The following is a 17,735-nucleotide window of genomic DNA, read 5'->3' on the forward strand; positions in this document are numbered from 1 at the left end:
GGACAATATGCCAATCGCTGGGCCGAGGAAACCAGAATGCGAAGGAATAGCCCAAATTGACCGTCCGTCGTCAGGGATTTTGGAGCAAATTACATTATCTTCGCGTACGGTCAGGCCGTCGGTCGCCCTGGTGCGTCACCCAATGCAAGCAACAACAGGATCGCCAATAAGGGTGATGCGACAAGACCTATCAGAAACCAGATGAGACCGGATCGGTTGCGGCGCCCCGCCATCGTGATTGGCAGAATGTAGAGCCAGATCACGAAAATCAATAACAAGAGCAAAAGAACAAGTTGGATAATAGGTGCGTCCATATCTGAGCCTCGTAATTTTATTACGAACCTGCCCGTTCTACGCGCAGTGTCAACACCGGCCGTTAGTTGTGTATTGACACAAAAAGCCCCGGATCCCGTGATCCGATCTCTCGACATACTGATACAAAGTGTAATTTGGCAGGGGCAGCAGGGTTCGAACCCGCGACCTACGGTTTTGGAGTGCGCCATTCATAATGGATACAGTGTCTATAGTGCATTATGTACGCTAAATTCGGCGCTAAAGGACGGTTTGTATGTCCTGTTTTTAGCACATGTGTTGACCGGATTGTTGACACACAACCGGTCCATAGCGAAAAAAGCCCCGCTCAGAGGCGGGGCTGGCACTCGTTACCCCCTCTCACTAAGCCCCCCCAAAAAAACCGCGCTGTTCGGAGGTAAACCAATTGAACAACGCGGGTAGCAGTTTGGGGTAAACTAGTTACGAGACTGATCACAGGTTGGATCAAACTTCCCCGCGCTGCCCAATTCTGGGATGACAGGCAACGCGGGGATTTAGTCTGACCATGGGATTGCCCAGACTAAATGGGGCAAGATAGGTAAATTGACTGGACAGCGGTGGAGTACCTGGCAACTAGGGAGCGAGCGTCGAGTCTGCACAATGGGATTGAAGCCGCATCAGAAAGCATTTGTGAAGCCAACGTTGAACAGTGTTTCGTTGTAGCTAAAGGCGTCAATTCCGCTGTTCACTCGATTGTATTCCAGCTCTGCAAATGGAACGAAGCCATTCCCAACAATGTAATTTCGTTTTTCGACCCTTAGCATTGCACCGTATTGATCTTCGTCGGGGTTACCAACAAACAGGGGGTTAATGTCTTGGAATACCTTCTTGGCCAAATACACCCTCGGCTCAACTACGTATCCCCGCCCCACATCAAACGATCCAAATGCCTCCAAGCCAGCGATGGTATAAGTATCAATATCTCGTTCAGTGGATTTAGTTTCGCCGTACAGGGCGACCCCGATTGTGCTTTTGCCGCCGAACGAGCGACGCATGCCCAAACGAGCAATCGCCGAATTGCCGCTAAAAGTTTCGTCGAGTTTATTGTCCACTCTATATCCCGAGATTGACCCAAAAATCGAGTAAGCATTGAGGTTTCGTCTCTCGAACGCGACTTCCATTCCCAATCTGTCTTCAAAACTCTCATCAGCCAAGTATCGCGTTGTCAAAACTGGGCTAATGACAGCGGTACTTTCGGGAAAAACAAACCTCGCGCCCCCACGAACGCCAATAGTAACATCGCGATATGTTTTCTCTTCGGATAGATCGCCAAATGAGAAGACTTCACCGAACGCTACAACGAGTCGTTCTTTGCTCGAGATGCTGTCTAAACTCGTTCGCCATAGAGCCGAACCAGAGTATCCAATGCCATAAGAACTTTCATCGGAGCGATCCAAAGTCGCCGGCAACGTTATGCCAGAAAAATCAAGATCGATTTCGTCGGTGTCATAATTGCGAGTTGAACCGAGTCTCTTAACGCCGATTTCAAAGTCCCATTCGAACCCTCGCCTCGCGTCGATTGCTCGAATAAAACCAAGCACTTTTTGCCTTACTGGCTCAGGTATATCCCCTGAGAGAACCTTGAAAAACTCTGACCTGGATCGGTTCCATTGCTCATCCAGAAAGTAAGCCCGCGCTAACTCCAGCCTAACCCGCGTAAGACTTGGGTCACTTGCTAGAATGCTTTGAAAAATGGCGATCGCACTTCTGTAATCGCCACTAGACACAGCGGTTAATCCTGAAAGAAACTGGCTCTCTGTGGCCTGCATATTGTCTGTTGACGCAGAAACTGCGCCAATTTGGGAAAACACCGCCAACGCACAAGTTACCACCAGTCGAGCCAACTTCATCGTCCCGCCTTTCACAGATTTTTGGTTTTAGCCTTTAGCGTTTGGCACCAAAAGCAGCACCGTACTTAAACTCGGCACCATCAAGAGAACCTGAGGTTCCCCATTCGCCTCCAACCTCCTCGGCATTCGGCCCATAGAACGCAACTGATGCAGTTCCGGATTGGGTAGGTGTCGAAATTGTCCCTACGCCAAATCCATCTTCTACGTCGTTTATTGTTGTCGAGAAGTCCAAGCCAGCCGCAGAATTTGAAACTCCAGTTGCCGCATCCGTGATGAAGGTGTCACTGCTAGACAATGTGGCTGATTTAAAGTCTGTAGAGACGGTTACATTACTATCAGTCAGCCCGGAGGCTCCAGTTTCAGTTGCGAAAATCCCAACTGAGTTTCCTGAATAGGTCGCTGATGTACCGGTTGGTACATTTGACGCCGCCGTACGCTGACCAAACGAACCGGCATTTGCCCAACCTGATCGGCCATCTGGGGTATTCAACCAAGCACCATAGGTTTGGTACTCATGATTGATTTGGTCCGGGTCCGCAATTACCGCTAAACCGGTTCCGTCCGGCTTTGTTACCAATAAGGAGCCGTTATAGAAGGAAAAAGTAGCGTCGTTCGGCCCGAAAGAAATGTCAGGCTGCCCCTCTTGCTTAAAGACAATTGTACGGTCGCCGTTACTTTGTGGTGTCAAGTCTGCCGAGGTGACAGCAAATTGCGTCCCTTCGAAACTTAGTGTTCCATCCGCATTTTGGGAAAATGGGATTACTCGGACACCACCGCCCGATGTTAAACGCGTCGTTTTACCGTTTTGCAGTTTCGAGAAACCGTCAAAGGGCAAAGGATTGGATGGAGTGCCTGGTGCCGGTGCAGATTCTGAAGACCCGCCTCCACCGCCTCCGCACGCTGCTAGCGATAGTGCTAAAGTCGTTGCTACAGTTGCTCTTAAGATCATTTCGTTCCCCTTCATCAACTCAACACTCGAGTGATTCACTTTTTCGTGAGCCTTGCCGGGGACTTATGATTTGAAAAAAGCAATGACTTGTTATCTTCAGCCAAAGTGTTGTTGCTTAGTGCCAAATTTGCATTCAGGTCTTTACTCTTGTTTAGCTTACATGCGCCTTCAGAGCCGTCTAGCAAACAGTCAAGAAACCGAGAAACCGTTTTGCCCAATTTTGAGAACCCCGCCCTCATACTTGCGGCTGTCATCGGTCTTATTCTGGTCATTTCCCTGATCGGCTCCACAAGGCACTATTTTTCTGGCCACCGTTACAAAGGCAACGTCATTCCATTTCGTCGCAGACCGCGCCTTAATTTGCCGCGTCCAGTAACACCGAGACGGTCGGTAATAGTATGGATGGCCGCTCTAATCGGTTTCGCGGTCTTTCTGACTAACTTCGGTCCAAACCAAACCGACCGGCGCACTGTGGAAGGTATCGCCAGAGTCCGAGACGTGGACACCATCGTCGTTCAGGGCGTTCCAGTGAGGTTGAACGGTGTAGATGGACCGGAATTGGCTACAAAACCGGGGATGGCCGCAAAGCACTGGATGACTGGTCGCCTGCGCGGCAAGACCGTCATCTGCAAACTGAACGGAGAACGCACTTACGACCGCTGGGTGGGCGTTTGCTACCTAGATGGGGAGGACATAGGCGCGGCCTCAATCGCTGCCGGACATGCGCTGGACTGCCACCGGTACTCAGGTGGCCGGTACCGCCGCTTGGAAACGCCAGAAGCCAGGGCGAGGATAGTGCGGGCCGGGTATTGTTAGGTTCTGGATTCGCATCTCTAAAATGCGAGTTGCGCAGATAAAGTCTGGAGCACTGGACCGAGGCTCGCCTTGTACCAGATACGCATTCATGGCAACGCTAGGCTAAAACCAGAACCGGAGACTTTAATGCTTAGGATAATGGCCTTACTTGCCCTGTTTCTGCTTGCCGCTTGTTCTAGTAGAACCGAACGTTTGACACGGGAATATCAGGTCGGAGAGGAGCTGATGATTGACTGTCAAGAAAATGGCAAACGCTGCTCTGAGTATATTGATTTCAAAAACCGCTTTGAAGCAAATTATGGAAACATAACGACGTTTGAGCAAAGCCTTGCAACCCACAAAGCACGGGTGGCGAGAGGCGGCGCTATTTGATGGCCGGACATAATCTGGTTTGGATAATCTGAGGATGATTTGTCAAAATGACTTTGAGGTTAGGTTTTTTAATTGGTCTTTGTGGTATCCTTTGCACCCTGGCACCTGCATCTAATGCGGACACCATCATGCACTTGGGCCGGGAATGGCCAGCGCCCAAGGGTTTTGAAGGTGTCTGCCAGAGTTATCCGCCAATTTGTCAAAAATCACCGCACCCTCATCAGATTACCGATGCTGACTGGAAGAAGATTAAAAAGGTTAATCAAAGCGTTAACCAAAAAACTCCAGAGGTTACCGACGAGAGCCAATATCACGTTCTTGAAAAGTGGGCGCTGCCCTCGCACCTAGGCGGAGATTGCGAAGACATCGCGATGCTCAAGAAAGTTGAACTTCAAAAAATGGGTATCTCTCCGGATCACTTGCTTCTCGTAACAGTGCTGGACCTTCACCACGAAGGGCATGCTGTGTTAGTCGTTAGGACATCGAAGGGAGATTACGTGTTGGACAACCTGACCAACCGGGTGCTTCCTTGGAACAAAACCCACTACGCATTCATCGAGGCACAAGACCCCAACAACCCAGCGCGATGGGATATTGTCCTGCAGGATCGATGACCTGCAGACTGCGGTGTGTCAAAGCTATCGGCTCAAAGAATTCGCAATGAGTTTCAGGCTTCAGACACAATACAGAAACGAGAGACATGATCCGTGTTCTTACACGCGCTATCAATGCGGGCATTCCAGCGCGTCAGGGACAAATAAATTCTGCCGACCACGACGCCAAGCCGTATCGCAAACGCCATCGTGTCGGAAACCTGTTTGCCCGGCCAAAAGACTGGCGGCGCACAACGACCCATTATGGCCGATGCGATGAACTGCCCTCGTCGGCAAAATTTGCATCGCCGCTACCGTCATCTTTTGGTTATGAGTCCTGACCATTAATAGATGCTGAGGGTGGTGAACCAGACCACCTTTTGAAAGCTGTCGAGAACGCCGCTTGGTCAGCGTAACCTATTGAAAAAGCTACTTCAGTCATGCTCATACCGTCTTTGATAAGAGTTTTCGCTAGGTCGTACCGCAAGTCGTCAACAATTGTTCTGTAACGGAGGCCACTTTCTGTCAGTCGTCTTCCAAAAGTGCGAGTACTCAACCCCAAATTTCCTGCAACCTCCTCTGCAGAAGGCACTTTGCCAGGAAGCACCGCGATAATTTGACTTTCAATTATTGCGCGGAGGTTTTGTGTGGGTTTGTCGACTTCTGATAGAAGCCTATTTCCATAAGCAATTAGGTGATCCCGCAGCTTCGGATCGAAGGACGGAATTGGAAGTTCGAGCGTTGTGTGGCCCAAAACAATTTCTGGTTTTTCCGCCTCAAAAACAACTGGGAATCCTCCGATTTTGGAAAATGAACTAGCGGACTTCCCGGCTTGGTGATCAAAGCGGATTTCCAAAGGATAGAAACCTGTCTTGGCCAAGTGACGCATCCGAGATAGAGCGAGGAAAAGCAAGTACTCGGTGTGGCGGTGAAACTTCCCGAAACTGGCGTCTTTCCAACTGATTTCGATCGAGGCTACATTGCTTGATACTCGTAAGTTAAAGGCAAGGGCCGGATCGATAAGATCATGAAAACGGGCTGTATTCTCAATAGCGTCGCCCAAATTTCGAGAGTATTTGCCGATGTATCCAGTAATGGTCGTACTTTCACGGAAAGAGAGTGCTGACGCAGCAGCAAACGTCACATCGTCGACGGCATCGCAAGCCGCGCGAACCAATTCCGCCTCTTCCAGGTAAGTGATTTTCTCCGGGACGGGCCAGACAGATTTTTTTGGAATTCCGCAGCGCGTCAAGATGCCAGTGACGTCATGTTCACTTAATCCTTGCTCTTGAAGGCATTTGACTAAGTGTGCAGCTCTCGAAGCGTCAATATCCATTGGTACCTCACAGTCCTTCCCAGTTTTCCTTTATGACAGAAAGTAACAAGCAAGAAACGGTTAGAAACCGGAAACCTCTGCCTCGGCAACTCATTGAGTTCTGCCCAAGTGTTTCTGCGCTTTTTGTGCTCAGGTGAGCGGGAAGGTCAAAATGAACCTGTTGCAAGCGAACCCCTTAAACTCCACTTTAACGCTTTGATGCGAACCGCCGGTTCGGCAACGGATAGTTTTTCAGCTCACGTAGCGAACGAGAACGTTAGACTACGGTTTGACCAGCTTTTTAATTTCTCTTGTAGGTAAAGTCCGAAGGTTCGCAGCCATAGACCGGCACGACCAAGGACACGCGCCGGGCCGCGTGCGCAAGACCCATTATAGCTAAAATTTATGAGAAATCTATAATTTTGAAATAAAATACTATCATAAGTAGATGAACCATTGAGTCAGATACTTGAGCGATTTTTAGTCGTTTCTGTTTTTACGATCACCCCTGCGCGGTGACGGCCCCCGAGCAAATCTTTTTGACTCATCCCCCCACCTTTCTAAGCAGCCCACCGGACCAACGCGGACCGCAAAAGACGCAACGGCCAACGTGTTTCGTGTGAGTGTCAACGTGAGCAAACGTGTTGTGTGTGCTGGGTGGTGGTGCTGACCGTCTGTCACGCAACGGCTTAAATTATTCTATCATTTATCATAGCATAACACACGCCACACTCGGTCCACTCTACGTTGGTGACGGTATCCAAGGTAACCAGCTTTAGGCACCCACTTCTTTTAATACGAAACGCACATACTTTTTTTAAAACAGTATACAAATCTCACGTATATATTCTTAGGGGGTTACTTTGGATACCTTGGATACCGGGTTAATATTCAGTCAACCAACGCTCAAAAGCACCCTGTAACATCTCCCAATGTGGGTCAGTGCCGTTGGCGGGTAACGTCACCACGCGTAATTGTTCGCCACGTTGGCCGGGTCTGGCTTGCTCAACGACACCGTTGGTCATTGCGTAGAAGTCTTTCCAGAACTGAGCGACACCAACAGCACGTGACGCTTTGTGTTCGTGCTGCCTATGCCAGTGCTTATACGCAGCGTAGAGAACCTTTTTTTCTACCTCAAAGTAGTGACTGGGTACTTGCATAGGCGGGCTACCTGCGTACACATCGCTAGGTGCTGGGTGAAGCATGTCCAATGCGTCATATCCAAACGTCTCGTTCTGGATGGTTTCGTGCCACCAATGATGCACTTCACGCAGGCTGGCTTTACGACTGTCCATATAGATCGGCGTCAGTGGTCGGTCATCGACCGGATGCCAGCCCGTCAGGTCGCGGCTCATCAGGTAATTTTGAACAAAGAACTTCCCACCTTGCTCTAACCATCTGTGCAGATCGTCCCAATAAGCACGGGCCTGTTTTTGGTCCAAGACTTCAAACATCGCATAGCGACGATCCGAATATTCCACCTGTGCCGCAAACCGGTGATTGGTCGCCATCAGGATCGAAAGGCGATTATCCATTTGAATCGCATCGACCCCTTTTGGTTCGATGAAAAGGTACGGCTCGGTCACAATCGATTTCAGCGCGTCAGCGGCGCGTAAATCACCCGCGAACAATGCCTCGTCTGCAAAGACAAACAGAGCGTCGGCAAGGTGTTTATTGAAGTCACCCACCAGACCTTTCGCCTTGTAGATGGCGCGACCGTGCTGTCCGAATATTGTTAATAAAAGGTTACCAAGGGTGCCTTTACCTGTCCCTTGCCGTGGGCTGATGAGACAAAGCGCGACGTTTATCCGTTTACCGGGATTCTGAACCACCCAAGCCAGCCAGTTTAGGATGTACTCGGCCCATGCGGTCTGACCGCACGCAAGGATGATTTGGACATAATCGACAAACGGCTGTGCGTCACCGGGAATAGGGGCAATACCAAAACCCGTCCACAGGTTAAGTTTTCCGTCCACCACAGAAGGTTTTTCCGGGTCTGTCGTGAGGCCGTCATACATTCGCCGTTGTGGATTTTTCAGCCACAATTCTGCCTCTGGCTTGTGTTCGTTCCATGCCAGAAAATCGGCCCGCGTCATCATGTGCAAAACACGCCTGCCGTGACCGTTGACCTGTTCGTATGAGAAGTAGCAGAACCGGACCTTGCCCCCCATGTTGACCACAAAGTAGGTATCCAGCATTGCGTCAGCGGCTGACTCTACAAGTTCCTGCATCGGTGCATTTACCAGGTGGCTTACAAGTTCTCTGAGTTTCGGTTTGCGTTGCGCGTACCCTTCGGCCTTGCACCTGTCCCAAAGGTCTGCAATGGCCGGTTCGCGTTCAATCTCGGGCATTGCCGCGATTGTCTGTACTTCGGTCGCCAGTTGTTCAGCGTCCATGGAAAACCTCCAACATCTTGGCGGTCATCAACCGCTTCGCCTCGGTCGCTCTTGCGGCCTCACGTTTGATTTGTCTGACTGTGATCCGGTTCAACCCATCACGTGCCACGACGCCGTGCGGGTACTGCGTGGCAAGCAACCAATAGACTTCGCTGTAATTGAAACCGGCGATACCCAGCAGCTTGGCCGCGCTCATATCGAAACCGGACCGGGACGTGTCGAGTAGGCCGGTCGGATCGCCGTACCATCGTCGCCTGAGTTTGACAGGTCCGACCGTCAGGGCCACGTGCAACCGTCTCAGCACTGCATCGGCATCCACTGGCGCAACGGGCTGTAATTTGACGTCTTGCGCCGCTGTCGCCTTTGTCAGTTCTAGACAGACCGCATCCGGCAAGACGGTAGGCCACGCATTGACCGCTACGCTGTACCCTTCACCAAATGCGATCCAACCTCCTGCGCCTCGTGTGTCCAGCCCCGGCACCACGTTTTGCCGGGTTTGCAAGTTGGTCCATTCACCCAAGGTACGATAAATCAGATGCAACCCACCTGAGACGGTCCGGTGTGTCCGCGTCTGGGTCGGCACCTGCCACTGTGTCAACCATTGGGCCGCCGCACAGCCTTGCTTGTACTCGTCCAGATCAAGCGCATACCAACCGCTACCCATGGCGATACCGTAGCCGTTCGCACCACGCCAATTGTGTCCGCGCACGTCATAGCTTGCGTTGAGATGTCCATTGCGGGTGAGCGGGTACTTTTCCCATTTGCCTTTGCGCGTGTTCCACTCAATTCGGATCGGGAAAACAGGTGCTTGAGCCTGCGCAGCGGCAACTTGCCAGTTGGACTCTGTCGGGATACTACCTGTCACAAGCCGTTCCTTTATTGGCGTATTGGCGCGGGTTCACTTTCTCATGATTCAACCGGTCTGCATCGCACGTGCAGCCGGGATTATTTTTATTCAGCGCATATGCGCACACGACATCCAGCACGCCATGTGTTATGGCAGCGACGTATGCCGGGTGATTGCCTTCCCGGAACGCACCTCTGGTCTCATACTCAGAAGCAGCGGCCCTCAGACGCTCAGGGGGCAGAGGATTGATCCATTGGATACTGTCGGTCATTTTTGGGCTTACCTTTACGCAGACCGCACGTCCCGGTATGGTCCCACTGTCAGTCAGGAGATACCAAGCCATGCAGGGCGGTCTCAGGACCGCTCTGTTTCGTTAGGCGGCACTCTGCGGCACGTGCGCACCGTCGAGCGTGCCATTTGCCACCCGCAACACATCCTCACCTTTGATGCGAAACGTGCGCTGACCGGGCTGCTTGAAGCCCGGCAGGATACCGGCCCGGATCATCCGACGGATGGACCAGACCGGTTCGCCCGTTGCCTCGGATGCTTGATTGACGCTGTAGGTTTTGGCCGGGTCGACGTCGCTCAGTTTCATATCTTTCCCTCCTGATGCTGTCTGTTCGTCTAGGCTGTGTTGAACACATTGTTACCGTCAATATAATTTTTTACCGTAACATTTCTCTACCTACGGTCTTGTGACTCACCTAACCGTTCTATACGTTGTATACGTACAGTACGAGCCATGGGGGACGACATGGACCATTTGGAAACATGGCTGGACGACCGGATACCCGGTCTGTTCGCCCGAATCGCAACAATACGAGACGCCAGTGACACCACAGACGACGTCGTGTCTGACGCCTTGACCGCAGTGTGGAACCTACCAGGTAGCAACCGGATCGATCCGTCCGCGACGCCACCACACATACCCGGCTTCAACACATGGGATGAGGTTGTCGGCATATGCAGGCGGGTGGCTATCTCGTGGCCCGATCTGGCCGCGTCTGGTGGTGTGAGCGATGCAAAGACCGTGCGGACCTATCATGCAGCAGCAGAACGCCTGCTGCCCGATCTGGTTGATAGCGTCATAGCAGCCGGTGAATTACGCATCTCGGTCGATGCGTCCGACCTTCTATTCAGAGCCGATGCGCTGACCGTTCGCGCCCATTTGGCCAATGAAATGCTGGCGGCGCTGCGTGACGGCTGGCGTTGGATGCAATGCAGCTACTGCGGAGGATGGCACCGGATTCAGCGTGCCAGAGACACCAGCTATTGCAGCAACCGGTGCAAGACCGCCGCGCACCGGGAAAGGCAGACGGTATGACTGTCAGCTACACACGCAAGGTCGGTGCCAATAACAATCGGGCCAGACTTTGGCTTGAGGGTCGGCATTTGGACGCGGCTGGACTGTCACACGGTATCACGTGGTCACTGCTGCGGACCGAGACGGGCCTGATCATCCAAGCGGAGCCTGACGGTAAGCGCAGGATCGCGGGCAACCCATAACGCCCAATTATCGACGTCGCCGGTCAATCGGTCCCTTGGGAATCCGGCACTATCGTCATCGTTAACTACACGCCCGTTTCGGGCCGTATGGAGATTAACTGACATGGCTACAGTAACCCAACGAAAGCCGGGTGTGTATAAGGCTCAGTACCGCGCTCCGGACCCATCCAAAGCGGGTAAGCTGGTCCAACGATCCTTTACGATCCATGCGTCCACCAAACGTGAGGCTCAGGCGTTAGCAGATGAGCGGGAATTGGATGAACGCCGGGTTCATGTCGCGCCGGACCAATACGCCACGGTTGGTGACTATCTCGTCCACTGGTCCGACAATCGTCCTGACACCAGCAAGGGGCGTCCACCAGCACCCAAAACGGTCGCGCGGGACAAGCAGTACGTCAACGTCATCAAACGCCATGTCGGCAGCGTCCGTATGCGGGATGCCGGTAAAGGCACCTTTGATACGCTGGTTGCTGGATTGCGTGCTGATGGCTACTCGGACCGAACGGTTAAAAACACATGGTCCTGTCTCAAGAAGGCACTGCGGGAAGCATGGCGCAATGACCTGATAAGGGACGATCCAAGCGCTAAGGCCCGTGCGCCCCATGTCGCCAAGACTGAGGCGGCATACGCCACCCTTGAGGACGTGACCGAGTGCGCCGGGTACCTGACCGGGCATATGGGCCGTCCCGACTTGGCGGTATTTGTCCGGCTTCTATTCACGACCGGTTGTCGTCCGGCGGAACTGCTTGCGATTACGTGGTCCGACATCGACTATGACGCAAACACGATCCAGATCGACAAGACGGTTACTGAGGCTGGTGGGTTTCAAGTCCGCCGGGAAACAAAGACAGACGACAGCACTGGCACCGTTGACTATGCACCCAGCATCGATGCGGCGTTGGACGACCTACACACGACCCACCTACGGACCAAAGCAGATCGCGGGCTTCACTGGAACCCGGAAGGGTATGTGTGGCCGGGTGTCGATGGTCTATTGCCCGTGCGCCCGACCAGCCTCGGACGCCGGGTGCGCGATGCTCTGCGAGCCATTGGCGCGGATCACCTGACCCTCTACAGTTTCCGGCACGGATCGGCCACGTACATGCTTGAGGCAGGCGCATCGGTCAAAGAGGTGCAGGACCATCTGCGGCACTCAACGGCCCAACTGACCGCCGATACCTATCTGCACGTCACGGAACGGCTGCGTGAGCGTAAGCGGTCCGTGTTCGATGGCGTGTGAGCGCCATTGACAGCCATAAGAACAAAATTAGAACATGCGGTATGACCAAATGGCCGCGAACGATCCCATACGATTTACGATGCAAGCTGGAAGGGTTGCGGGAATACCGTAGCGCACCGTCGTTGCAGGACGATTGGGGCGCGATCTTTGAGTGGCTGCACAAGCACGACATCCAGCCACCAGACCACGACTTACCGACTGAGCCGGAAATAGGCGGTCCGGTCGGGCTTAGTTAGGCGTCACTTCTTAGGGCGTAAAAGCGCTCGAAAGACTAAAACGACGATGGCTAACACTGCCACTATTATGGCTAACGTGAGAGTTTTGATGATCATAGCTAGGCCGTCGGTTGCTCTGGTGCGTCACCCAAAGCGAGCAACAATAGGATGGCCAGCAAGGGTGACCCAACAAGCCCGATCAGAAACCAAATCAGGCCGGATCGGTTGCGCCGTCCCGCCATAGTGATCGGCAGGATGTAGAGCCAGATCACGAACACCGCTAAGACAAGTAAACGACAAGTTGAATGATTGGCGCATTCATAATTGACCCTCACGTTTTTTGACGAATCTGCCCGTCCTGCTTGCTCTGTCAACACCGTACACAGTGTACGTGTTGACCGATGTGTTGACCTTTGCCGGACAGAACGCACGACCCAAACGCCTAACTTCTTACGATATATGAGAGATTTTGGCAGGGGCAGCAGGGTTCGAACCCGCGACCTACGGTTTTGGAGACCGTCGCTCTACCAACTGAGCTATACCCCTAAGGTGCGCATCAGATATGCCAGCCGCGCGGCGGACTCAAGAGGCTTTTTCAGATTCTGTTGCTCTAAACCTATGCGACAAACAAGTTGCGCATGGCGTTGAGTTCTATAAGACACAATTTGCTTGGCAGAAGGACCCCGCCCGTGAGTATCCGCAAGAAGATCGCTGATAGTGAAGCCCTGTTGAACTGGGCCGCGCGGCGCATTGCGTGGTATATCCGACTGGTCCATCGCAACACCGAATGGCAGCGTATTGGCTATGAGGAACTGGACCAGTTGGCCGAACAGGGCGAACCGGTCATCGTGGTGCTGTGGCACCAAAGGCTGGCGCAATCGCCCTATTTCTATCCGCTAGACAAGGGGCCCATCTGCTCCATCACCTCGTCTGCGCGCGCGGGCAGCATGGTTGGTCGAGTGCAGAAATTGTTCGGCATGGACACGATCGCCATGACCAGCAAGAAATCGAACAACATTGCTGTGTCGCGCGAAGTGATCGGCAAAATGAAGCAAGGCATTTCCATCGGCATCGCCGCCGACGGTCCACGTGGGCCGGAAAGGGTGTTGTCCACGGTGCCTTTAGTCTGGGCAAGGACCTCGGGCAAGCGGGTGTTCGGGATTACTTTTTCCGCGGAACATGGTCGCGAGGCAGGCACATGGGACCGGTTGCTGATGCCGCGCCCCTGGCGCAACAAGGGCGTGTTTATTTGCCGGGAATGGACGGAAACCGTGCCGCGCAAAGCCTCGGACGAGCAGATCGAGGGCCTGCGCCTCAGCCTTGAACAACATATGAATGACATCACGGCCGAGGCCGACCGCATAGTCGGGCGCGAGCCTTGGTCGCCGTCCTAACCGCCGCGCAAACGCTGCATTAGGTAAACTTCACTGCCTTCCGGGATCGGTTCGGTCAGACCGGTTGCGATGACGCGTCCGTCGATGGCGATGGACACGCCCGCCTCAATTGGGCCTTCCAGTTGCGGATGCGTCCTGACCAGTTCCCGTAGCAGATCGCCGGTGGTTTTGGCCTCGACCTCCACCACCTGCTGACCCCCGGTCAAAGACCGGAGGCCGGACCAGAGGTGGACCTCAACCATTGTCCTTGAGCGCCGCCAGAATGCGCGGCGGGGACATTGGCAGTTGCTTCATCCGCACGCCAGCTGCGTTGGACACAGCATTGGCGATGGCGGCCAAGGGCGGCACGATGCCCGTCTCACCCACACCGCGCACACCGAACGGATGGCCGGGGTTGGGCACTTCGACGATCACCGTGTCGATCATGGGCAGGTCGCTGGCAACGGGGATGCGATAGTCAAGGAAGATCGAGTTCTGCAACCGACCATCCTCGCCATAGATATATTCCTCGTTCAACGCCCAGCCGATACCTTGCGCGGCACCGCCCTGGAACTGGCCCTCGACATAGGTCGGGTGGATCGCCTTACCGGCGTCCTGAATGACCGTATAGCGGGTGATCGTGGTCTTGCCGGTTTCCGGATCGACCTCGGCGTCAACAATGTGGGTGCCAAAGGACACGCCTGCGCCTTCGGGCGTCGCCTCGAAATGGCCCGAGATCGGACCTCCGGTGCGTCCCATTTTGGCAGTGATATCTGCCAGCGGCATCGGGTCAAAGTCGCCCGCGTTCGGGCCCGAAGGCACGGCGCAACCGTTTTCCCACTTCACGGCTTCAACCGGGATATCCCATTTGGCCGCTGCACGTTCGCACAGTTTTTCGACAGCATGGCGCGCAGCCTTGATCGTCGCCAGACCCGAAGCATAGGTCACCCGGCTACCGTGGCTGACGTCGTTATACCCCAGCGTTGCGGTGTCTGCGACGGTGACACGGATGTTCTCATATGGAATGCCCAGCACCTCGGCCGCCATCAGCGCCATCGACGCGCGCGAGCCGCCGATGTCGGGCGTGCCCACCATCAACTGGGCTGAGCCGTCTTCGGACAACGCCAAGGTTACCGACGTTTCACCCCCGTGGTTGAACCAGAAACCGCAGGAGACGCCGCGTCCCTGCCCCGGCTTCAACGGCGCCGAATAATGCGGATGCGCCTTGGCGGCCTCGAGCGTTTCCACCAGACCGATGCGTTCATAACGCGGGCCATAGCTGGCCTTGGTGCCCTCATGCGCGGCGTTCTTTAGACGCACCTCGATCGGGTCGAGACCCAGCTTGTTGCACATCTCATCAATGACCGACTCGACCGCAAAAGCCCCCATCGGCGCGCCCGGCGCGCGATAAGCGGCTTGCTTGGGGCGGTTGGCCATCACGTCATAGCCGATCTGTTTGACGTTTGTCAGGTTATAGGCCGCAAAGGCACACATGGCGGTCATATCGCCCGGCGCACCGGGGAACGCGCCGCCTTGCAGACGGAACTCACCCCGCGCGGCGGTGATCGTGCCGTCCTTCTTCATGCCGATCTTGATATCCATCGAGGCCGAGGCGGTCGGCCCTGTCGCCCGGAACACTTCGGATCGGGTCATGACCAGCTTGACCGGGCGGTTCGCCTTGCGGCTCAGCGCCAGCGCGACCGGTTCGATGAAGACCGTGGTCTTACCGCCAAAACCGCCGCCAATCTCGGACGCGGTAACGCGCAGCTGCGAGGTTTCGATGCCCAGCAATGCCGCACATGTCTTTTGCGCAATCCAGTGGCCTTGGGTAGTGCACCAAAGCTCACCTTTGCCGTCATTGCCCAACAGGCCAAGACAGGCGTGCGGCTCGATATAGCCCTGATGGGTCGCCTCGGTGACAAAGCTATCTTCGAGGACCAAATCTGCCTCGGCAAAGCCTGCGTCGACATCGCCATGACCGCTTTCGTGATACCGCACAACGTTGGGGTGCATCCCTTCGGGCACGGAATAATCCGCCGCACCTTCGCGAATGACCGGTGCATCCGGGGCCATCGCTTTGTCAACGTCGGTCACATGAGGCAATACCTCATATTCGACCTCGATCAGCTTCAGCGCATCCCGCGCGGCCAGCGCCGAAGTTGCCGCCACCGCAGCCACCGCATGACCATCATAGAGAGCCTTCTCACCGGCCATGACGTTTTCCAGCACGTTCCAGAATTCGCCAGCCAAACCCGGCTTGAACGGCACGTCGGCGAAATCAGCGCGTGTGACCACGGCTTTGACGTCTTTCAGCGCCTCGGCCTTCGATGTGTCGATTTTCACGATCCGCGCATGGGCGTGGGGTGAGCGCAGGATCGCGCCATGCAGCATGCCGGGCGCAGACATATCCGCGCCGAACTTGGCGCGGCCCGTCACCTTGTCCAACCCGTCAGGGCGGTTCGGACGGGTGCCGACAAAAGTGAAATCCGTTTTACGATCGTCCAGAGCCATTACGAAGCCTCCCGCAATTCTTCTGCCGTTTCCATGACGGCGCGAATGATCTTGTCATAGCCGGTGCAGCGGCACAGGTTACCCGCCAGCCAGTACCGGGTTTCTTCCTCGGTCGGGTTGGGGTTTTTCTCCAGCAGCGATTTGGCCGCCACCAGAATGCCCGGCGTGCAGATGCCACATTGCAGGGCTGCATGTTCGATGAATTTCTGCTGCAGCGGATGCAGCACGTCACCGTCCGCGATACCTTCGACGGTTTCGATGGTCTTACCCTCGGCCTCAGCGCCCAGCATCAGGCAGGAACAGACCAGACGGCCATCAACCGTGACCGAGCACGCGCCGCAATCGCCAGTACCGCAACCCTCTTTCGCGCCGGTCAGGTTCAGCTTGTCGCGCAGACAATCCAGCAGGGTTTCGCGCGGGTCGCACAGAAAATCGACCTCATCGCCGTTCACTGTGGTCGTTACGTGGAGCTTGCTCATGCTTTCTCTCCCTTCGCGCGGGCATAGGCGATTTTCGCGGCGCGCTTGGCCAGAACGCCTGCGACCTCGGTGCGGAATTCGATCGTGCCGCGTTTGTCGTCGATTGGGTTACAGGCGGCCGATGCCGCAGCCGCCAGCGCGTCCAACGCAGCATCGTCCAGAGTGCTACCGATGATGGCCTTGGCGCAGTCTTCAACCAGCAGGACAGTTGGTGCAACAGCCCCCAGCGAGACGCGTGCCTCGGTCACGGTATCACCGTCCAGACGCAGGCTGACACCCACGCCAACAACGGCGATGTCCATCTCGGTGCGCGGGATGAACCGCAGATACGCGTCACCCGCATTGTTCCCGCGCGCAGGGATGTTTACGGCCGAGATCACCTCACCCTTGGACAGCGAGGTCTTGCCGGGTCCGGTTGGGATATCCTCGACAGCCACCTCACGCGTTCCATCCGGGCCAGTGACAGAAACGGTCACACCAGCGGCAACCATCGCAGGCACCGAATCCGCCGCCGGAGAGCCATTACACAGGTTTCCGGTCAGCGTTGCCCGCCCCTGCACCTGCGTCGAACCGATCAGGTCCATCGCCTCAACCACGCCGGGCCAGTCGCGGCTCAGTTCAGCATGTTCGCTCATCTCGGCACCGGTTGCGGCAACGCCAAGGGTCCAACTGCCGTCTGCATTACGGGTGATGTCGCTGACACCGTCGATCTTCTTGATGTCGATCAGCGTATCGGGCGTGACCAGTTCCGAGCGCAACTGCACCAGAACATCCGTTCCACCGGCCAGAAAGCGGGTGACGCCCGTTGCGTTTGCAGCCAGAGCCGACGCCTCGGCAAAACTGGCGGGGCTGTGATAATCCATGAAAATACCTCGCACCTGTTAATCAGGGTTCACTAGGGTTCGGCAGGGACGTTAGTGCAGCGGCGCCCCAACGTCCA

Annotated in this window: 20 protein-coding genes and 1 tRNA gene; 8 read left to right on the top strand and 13 right to left on the bottom strand. The window is 54.9% G+C overall.

What is annotated here, in order from left to right:
- Positions 1-110 precede the first annotated feature (110 nt).
- The 3 genes from GOW48_RS03800 to GOW48_RS03810 all read right to left on the bottom strand — a co-directional run bounded on the left by GOW48_RS03800 (position 111) and on the right by GOW48_RS03810 (position 3,132).
- Positions 111-314, bottom strand: coding sequence for a hypothetical protein (locus GOW48_RS03800; RefSeq protein ID WP_170353358.1), 204 nt, complete (start codon positions 312-314; stop codon positions 111-113).
- Between the two features lie 636 nt (positions 315-950).
- Complete coding sequence (locus tag GOW48_RS03805; protein ID WP_170751542.1) at positions 951-2,183, bottom strand: tetratricopeptide repeat protein; 1,233 nt, start codon at positions 2,181-2,183, stop codon at positions 951-953.
- Between the two features lie 34 nt (positions 2,184-2,217).
- Positions 2,218-3,132, bottom strand: a complete 915-nt coding sequence (locus tag GOW48_RS03810; protein ID WP_170746500.1) for a transferrin-binding protein-like solute binding protein — start codon at positions 3,130-3,132, stop codon at positions 2,218-2,220.
- Positions 3,133-3,534: 402 nt separating this feature from the next.
- Here GOW48_RS03810 and GOW48_RS03815 point away from each other — a divergent pair, with 402 nt between their 5' ends.
- From GOW48_RS03815 to GOW48_RS03825, 3 genes are all read left to right on the top strand, one after another.
- Positions 3,535-3,948 carry a thermonuclease family protein gene (locus GOW48_RS03815; RefSeq protein ID WP_170746501.1) on the top strand — a complete coding sequence of 138 codons (414 nt, stop codon included), beginning with the start codon at positions 3,535-3,537 and terminating at the stop codon, positions 3,946-3,948.
- 126 nt (positions 3,949-4,074) lie between these two features.
- Entirely contained in the window at positions 4,075-4,320 is a 246-nt protein-coding gene (locus GOW48_RS03820) for a hypothetical protein (RefSeq protein ID WP_170746502.1), read from the top strand.
- Between the two features lie 47 nt (positions 4,321-4,367).
- Positions 4,368-4,934 carry a transglutaminase-like cysteine peptidase gene (locus tag GOW48_RS03825; protein WP_170746503.1) on the top strand — a complete coding sequence of 189 codons (567 nt, stop codon included), beginning with the start codon at positions 4,368-4,370 and terminating at the stop codon, positions 4,932-4,934.
- Between the two features lie 307 nt (positions 4,935-5,241).
- On the opposite strand, the gene GOW48_RS03830 is transcribed toward GOW48_RS03825, so the two are convergent.
- The 4 genes from GOW48_RS03830 to GOW48_RS03850 all read right to left on the bottom strand — a co-directional run bounded on the left by GOW48_RS03830 (position 5,242) and on the right by GOW48_RS03850 (position 10,066).
- Positions 5,242-6,249 (bottom strand): helix-turn-helix domain-containing protein, encoded by a 1,008-nt coding sequence (locus tag GOW48_RS03830; RefSeq protein ID WP_170746504.1) that lies wholly within the window; start codon positions 6,247-6,249, stop codon positions 5,242-5,244.
- 863 nt (positions 6,250-7,112) lie between these two features.
- Complete coding sequence (locus tag GOW48_RS03835; RefSeq protein WP_170746505.1) at positions 7,113-8,426, bottom strand: primase-helicase family protein; 1,314 nt, start codon at positions 8,424-8,426, stop codon at positions 7,113-7,115.
- A gap of 187 nt (positions 8,427-8,613) precedes the next feature.
- Complete coding sequence (locus tag GOW48_RS03840) at positions 8,614-9,489, bottom strand: bifunctional DNA primase/polymerase (RefSeq protein WP_170746506.1); 876 nt, start codon at positions 9,487-9,489, stop codon at positions 8,614-8,616.
- Between the two features lie 355 nt (positions 9,490-9,844).
- A complete protein-coding gene (locus tag GOW48_RS03850; protein ID WP_170746508.1) occupies positions 9,845-10,066 on the bottom strand; it encodes a helix-turn-helix domain-containing protein in 222 nt (73 codons plus the stop codon).
- A gap of 159 nt (positions 10,067-10,225) precedes the next feature.
- Between GOW48_RS03850 and GOW48_RS03855 the strand changes: the two genes are divergently transcribed.
- From GOW48_RS03855 to GOW48_RS03870, 4 genes are all read left to right on the top strand, one after another.
- A complete protein-coding gene (locus tag GOW48_RS03855; RefSeq protein ID WP_170746509.1) occupies positions 10,226-10,795 on the top strand; it encodes a hypothetical protein in 570 nt (189 codons plus the stop codon).
- Complete coding sequence (locus GOW48_RS03860) at positions 10,792-10,977, top strand: hypothetical protein (RefSeq protein WP_170746510.1); 186 nt, start codon at positions 10,792-10,794, stop codon at positions 10,975-10,977. Before GOW48_RS03855 ends, GOW48_RS03860 begins: the two co-directional genes overlap by 4 nt.
- A 103-nt stretch (positions 10,978-11,080) precedes the next feature.
- Positions 11,081-12,217: a tyrosine-type recombinase/integrase gene (locus GOW48_RS03865; RefSeq protein ID WP_170746511.1), complete on the top strand. Its 1,137-nt coding sequence runs from the start codon at positions 11,081-11,083 to the stop codon at positions 12,215-12,217.
- Between the two features lie 41 nt (positions 12,218-12,258).
- The gene (locus tag GOW48_RS03870; RefSeq protein WP_170746512.1) at positions 12,259-12,453 is read left to right on the top strand and encodes a hypothetical protein; all 195 of its coding nucleotides are present in this window, start codon (positions 12,259-12,261) and stop codon (positions 12,451-12,453) included.
- Positions 12,454-12,551: 98 nt separating this feature from the next.
- Here the strand turns inward: GOW48_RS03870 and GOW48_RS03875 are convergent, their stop codons facing one another.
- Positions 12,552-12,704 carry a hypothetical protein gene (locus tag GOW48_RS03875; protein WP_174821805.1) on the bottom strand — a complete coding sequence of 51 codons (153 nt, stop codon included), beginning with the start codon at positions 12,702-12,704 and terminating at the stop codon, positions 12,552-12,554.
- A 198-nt stretch (positions 12,705-12,902) separates the two neighbouring features.
- A tRNA-Trp gene (locus GOW48_RS03880) sits at positions 12,903-12,978 on the bottom strand.
- 143 nt (positions 12,979-13,121) lie between these two features.
- Here GOW48_RS03880 and GOW48_RS03885 point away from each other — a divergent pair.
- Positions 13,122-13,826: a lysophospholipid acyltransferase family protein gene (locus GOW48_RS03885; protein WP_170751546.1), complete on the top strand. Its 705-nt coding sequence runs from the start codon at positions 13,122-13,124 to the stop codon at positions 13,824-13,826.
- Here GOW48_RS03885 and GOW48_RS03890 read toward each other — a convergent pair.
- The 4 genes from GOW48_RS03890 to GOW48_RS03905 are packed head-to-tail and all read right to left on the bottom strand — an operon-like array spanning position 13,823 to position 17,658.
- Positions 13,823-14,068, bottom strand: coding sequence for a MoaD/ThiS family protein (locus GOW48_RS03890; RefSeq protein ID WP_170353360.1), 246 nt, complete (start codon positions 14,066-14,068; stop codon positions 13,823-13,825). The two genes, GOW48_RS03885 and GOW48_RS03890, sit on opposite strands and share 4 nt — an antisense overlap.
- Complete coding sequence (locus GOW48_RS03895) at positions 14,061-16,316, bottom strand: xanthine dehydrogenase family protein molybdopterin-binding subunit (protein ID WP_170751548.1); 2,256 nt, start codon at positions 16,314-16,316, stop codon at positions 14,061-14,063. The genes GOW48_RS03890 and GOW48_RS03895 overlap by 8 nt, the downstream gene beginning before the upstream one ends.
- The gene (locus tag GOW48_RS03900) at positions 16,316-16,795 is read right to left on the bottom strand and encodes a (2Fe-2S)-binding protein (RefSeq protein ID WP_170353362.1); all 480 of its coding nucleotides are present in this window, start codon (positions 16,793-16,795) and stop codon (positions 16,316-16,318) included. The genes GOW48_RS03895 and GOW48_RS03900 overlap by 1 nt, the downstream gene beginning before the upstream one ends.
- Positions 16,792-17,658 carry an FAD binding domain-containing protein gene (locus tag GOW48_RS03905; RefSeq protein ID WP_170724104.1) on the bottom strand — a complete coding sequence of 289 codons (867 nt, stop codon included), beginning with the start codon at positions 17,656-17,658 and terminating at the stop codon, positions 16,792-16,794. Before GOW48_RS03905 ends, GOW48_RS03900 begins: the two co-directional genes overlap by 4 nt.
- Between the last annotated feature and the right edge of the window lie 77 nt (positions 17,659-17,735).

Origin of the sequence: Ruegeria lacuscaerulensis, from assembly GCF_013033355.1 — a bacterium.
GTDB lineage: Bacteria > Pseudomonadota > Alphaproteobacteria > Rhodobacterales > Rhodobacteraceae > Ruegeria > Ruegeria lacuscaerulensis_A.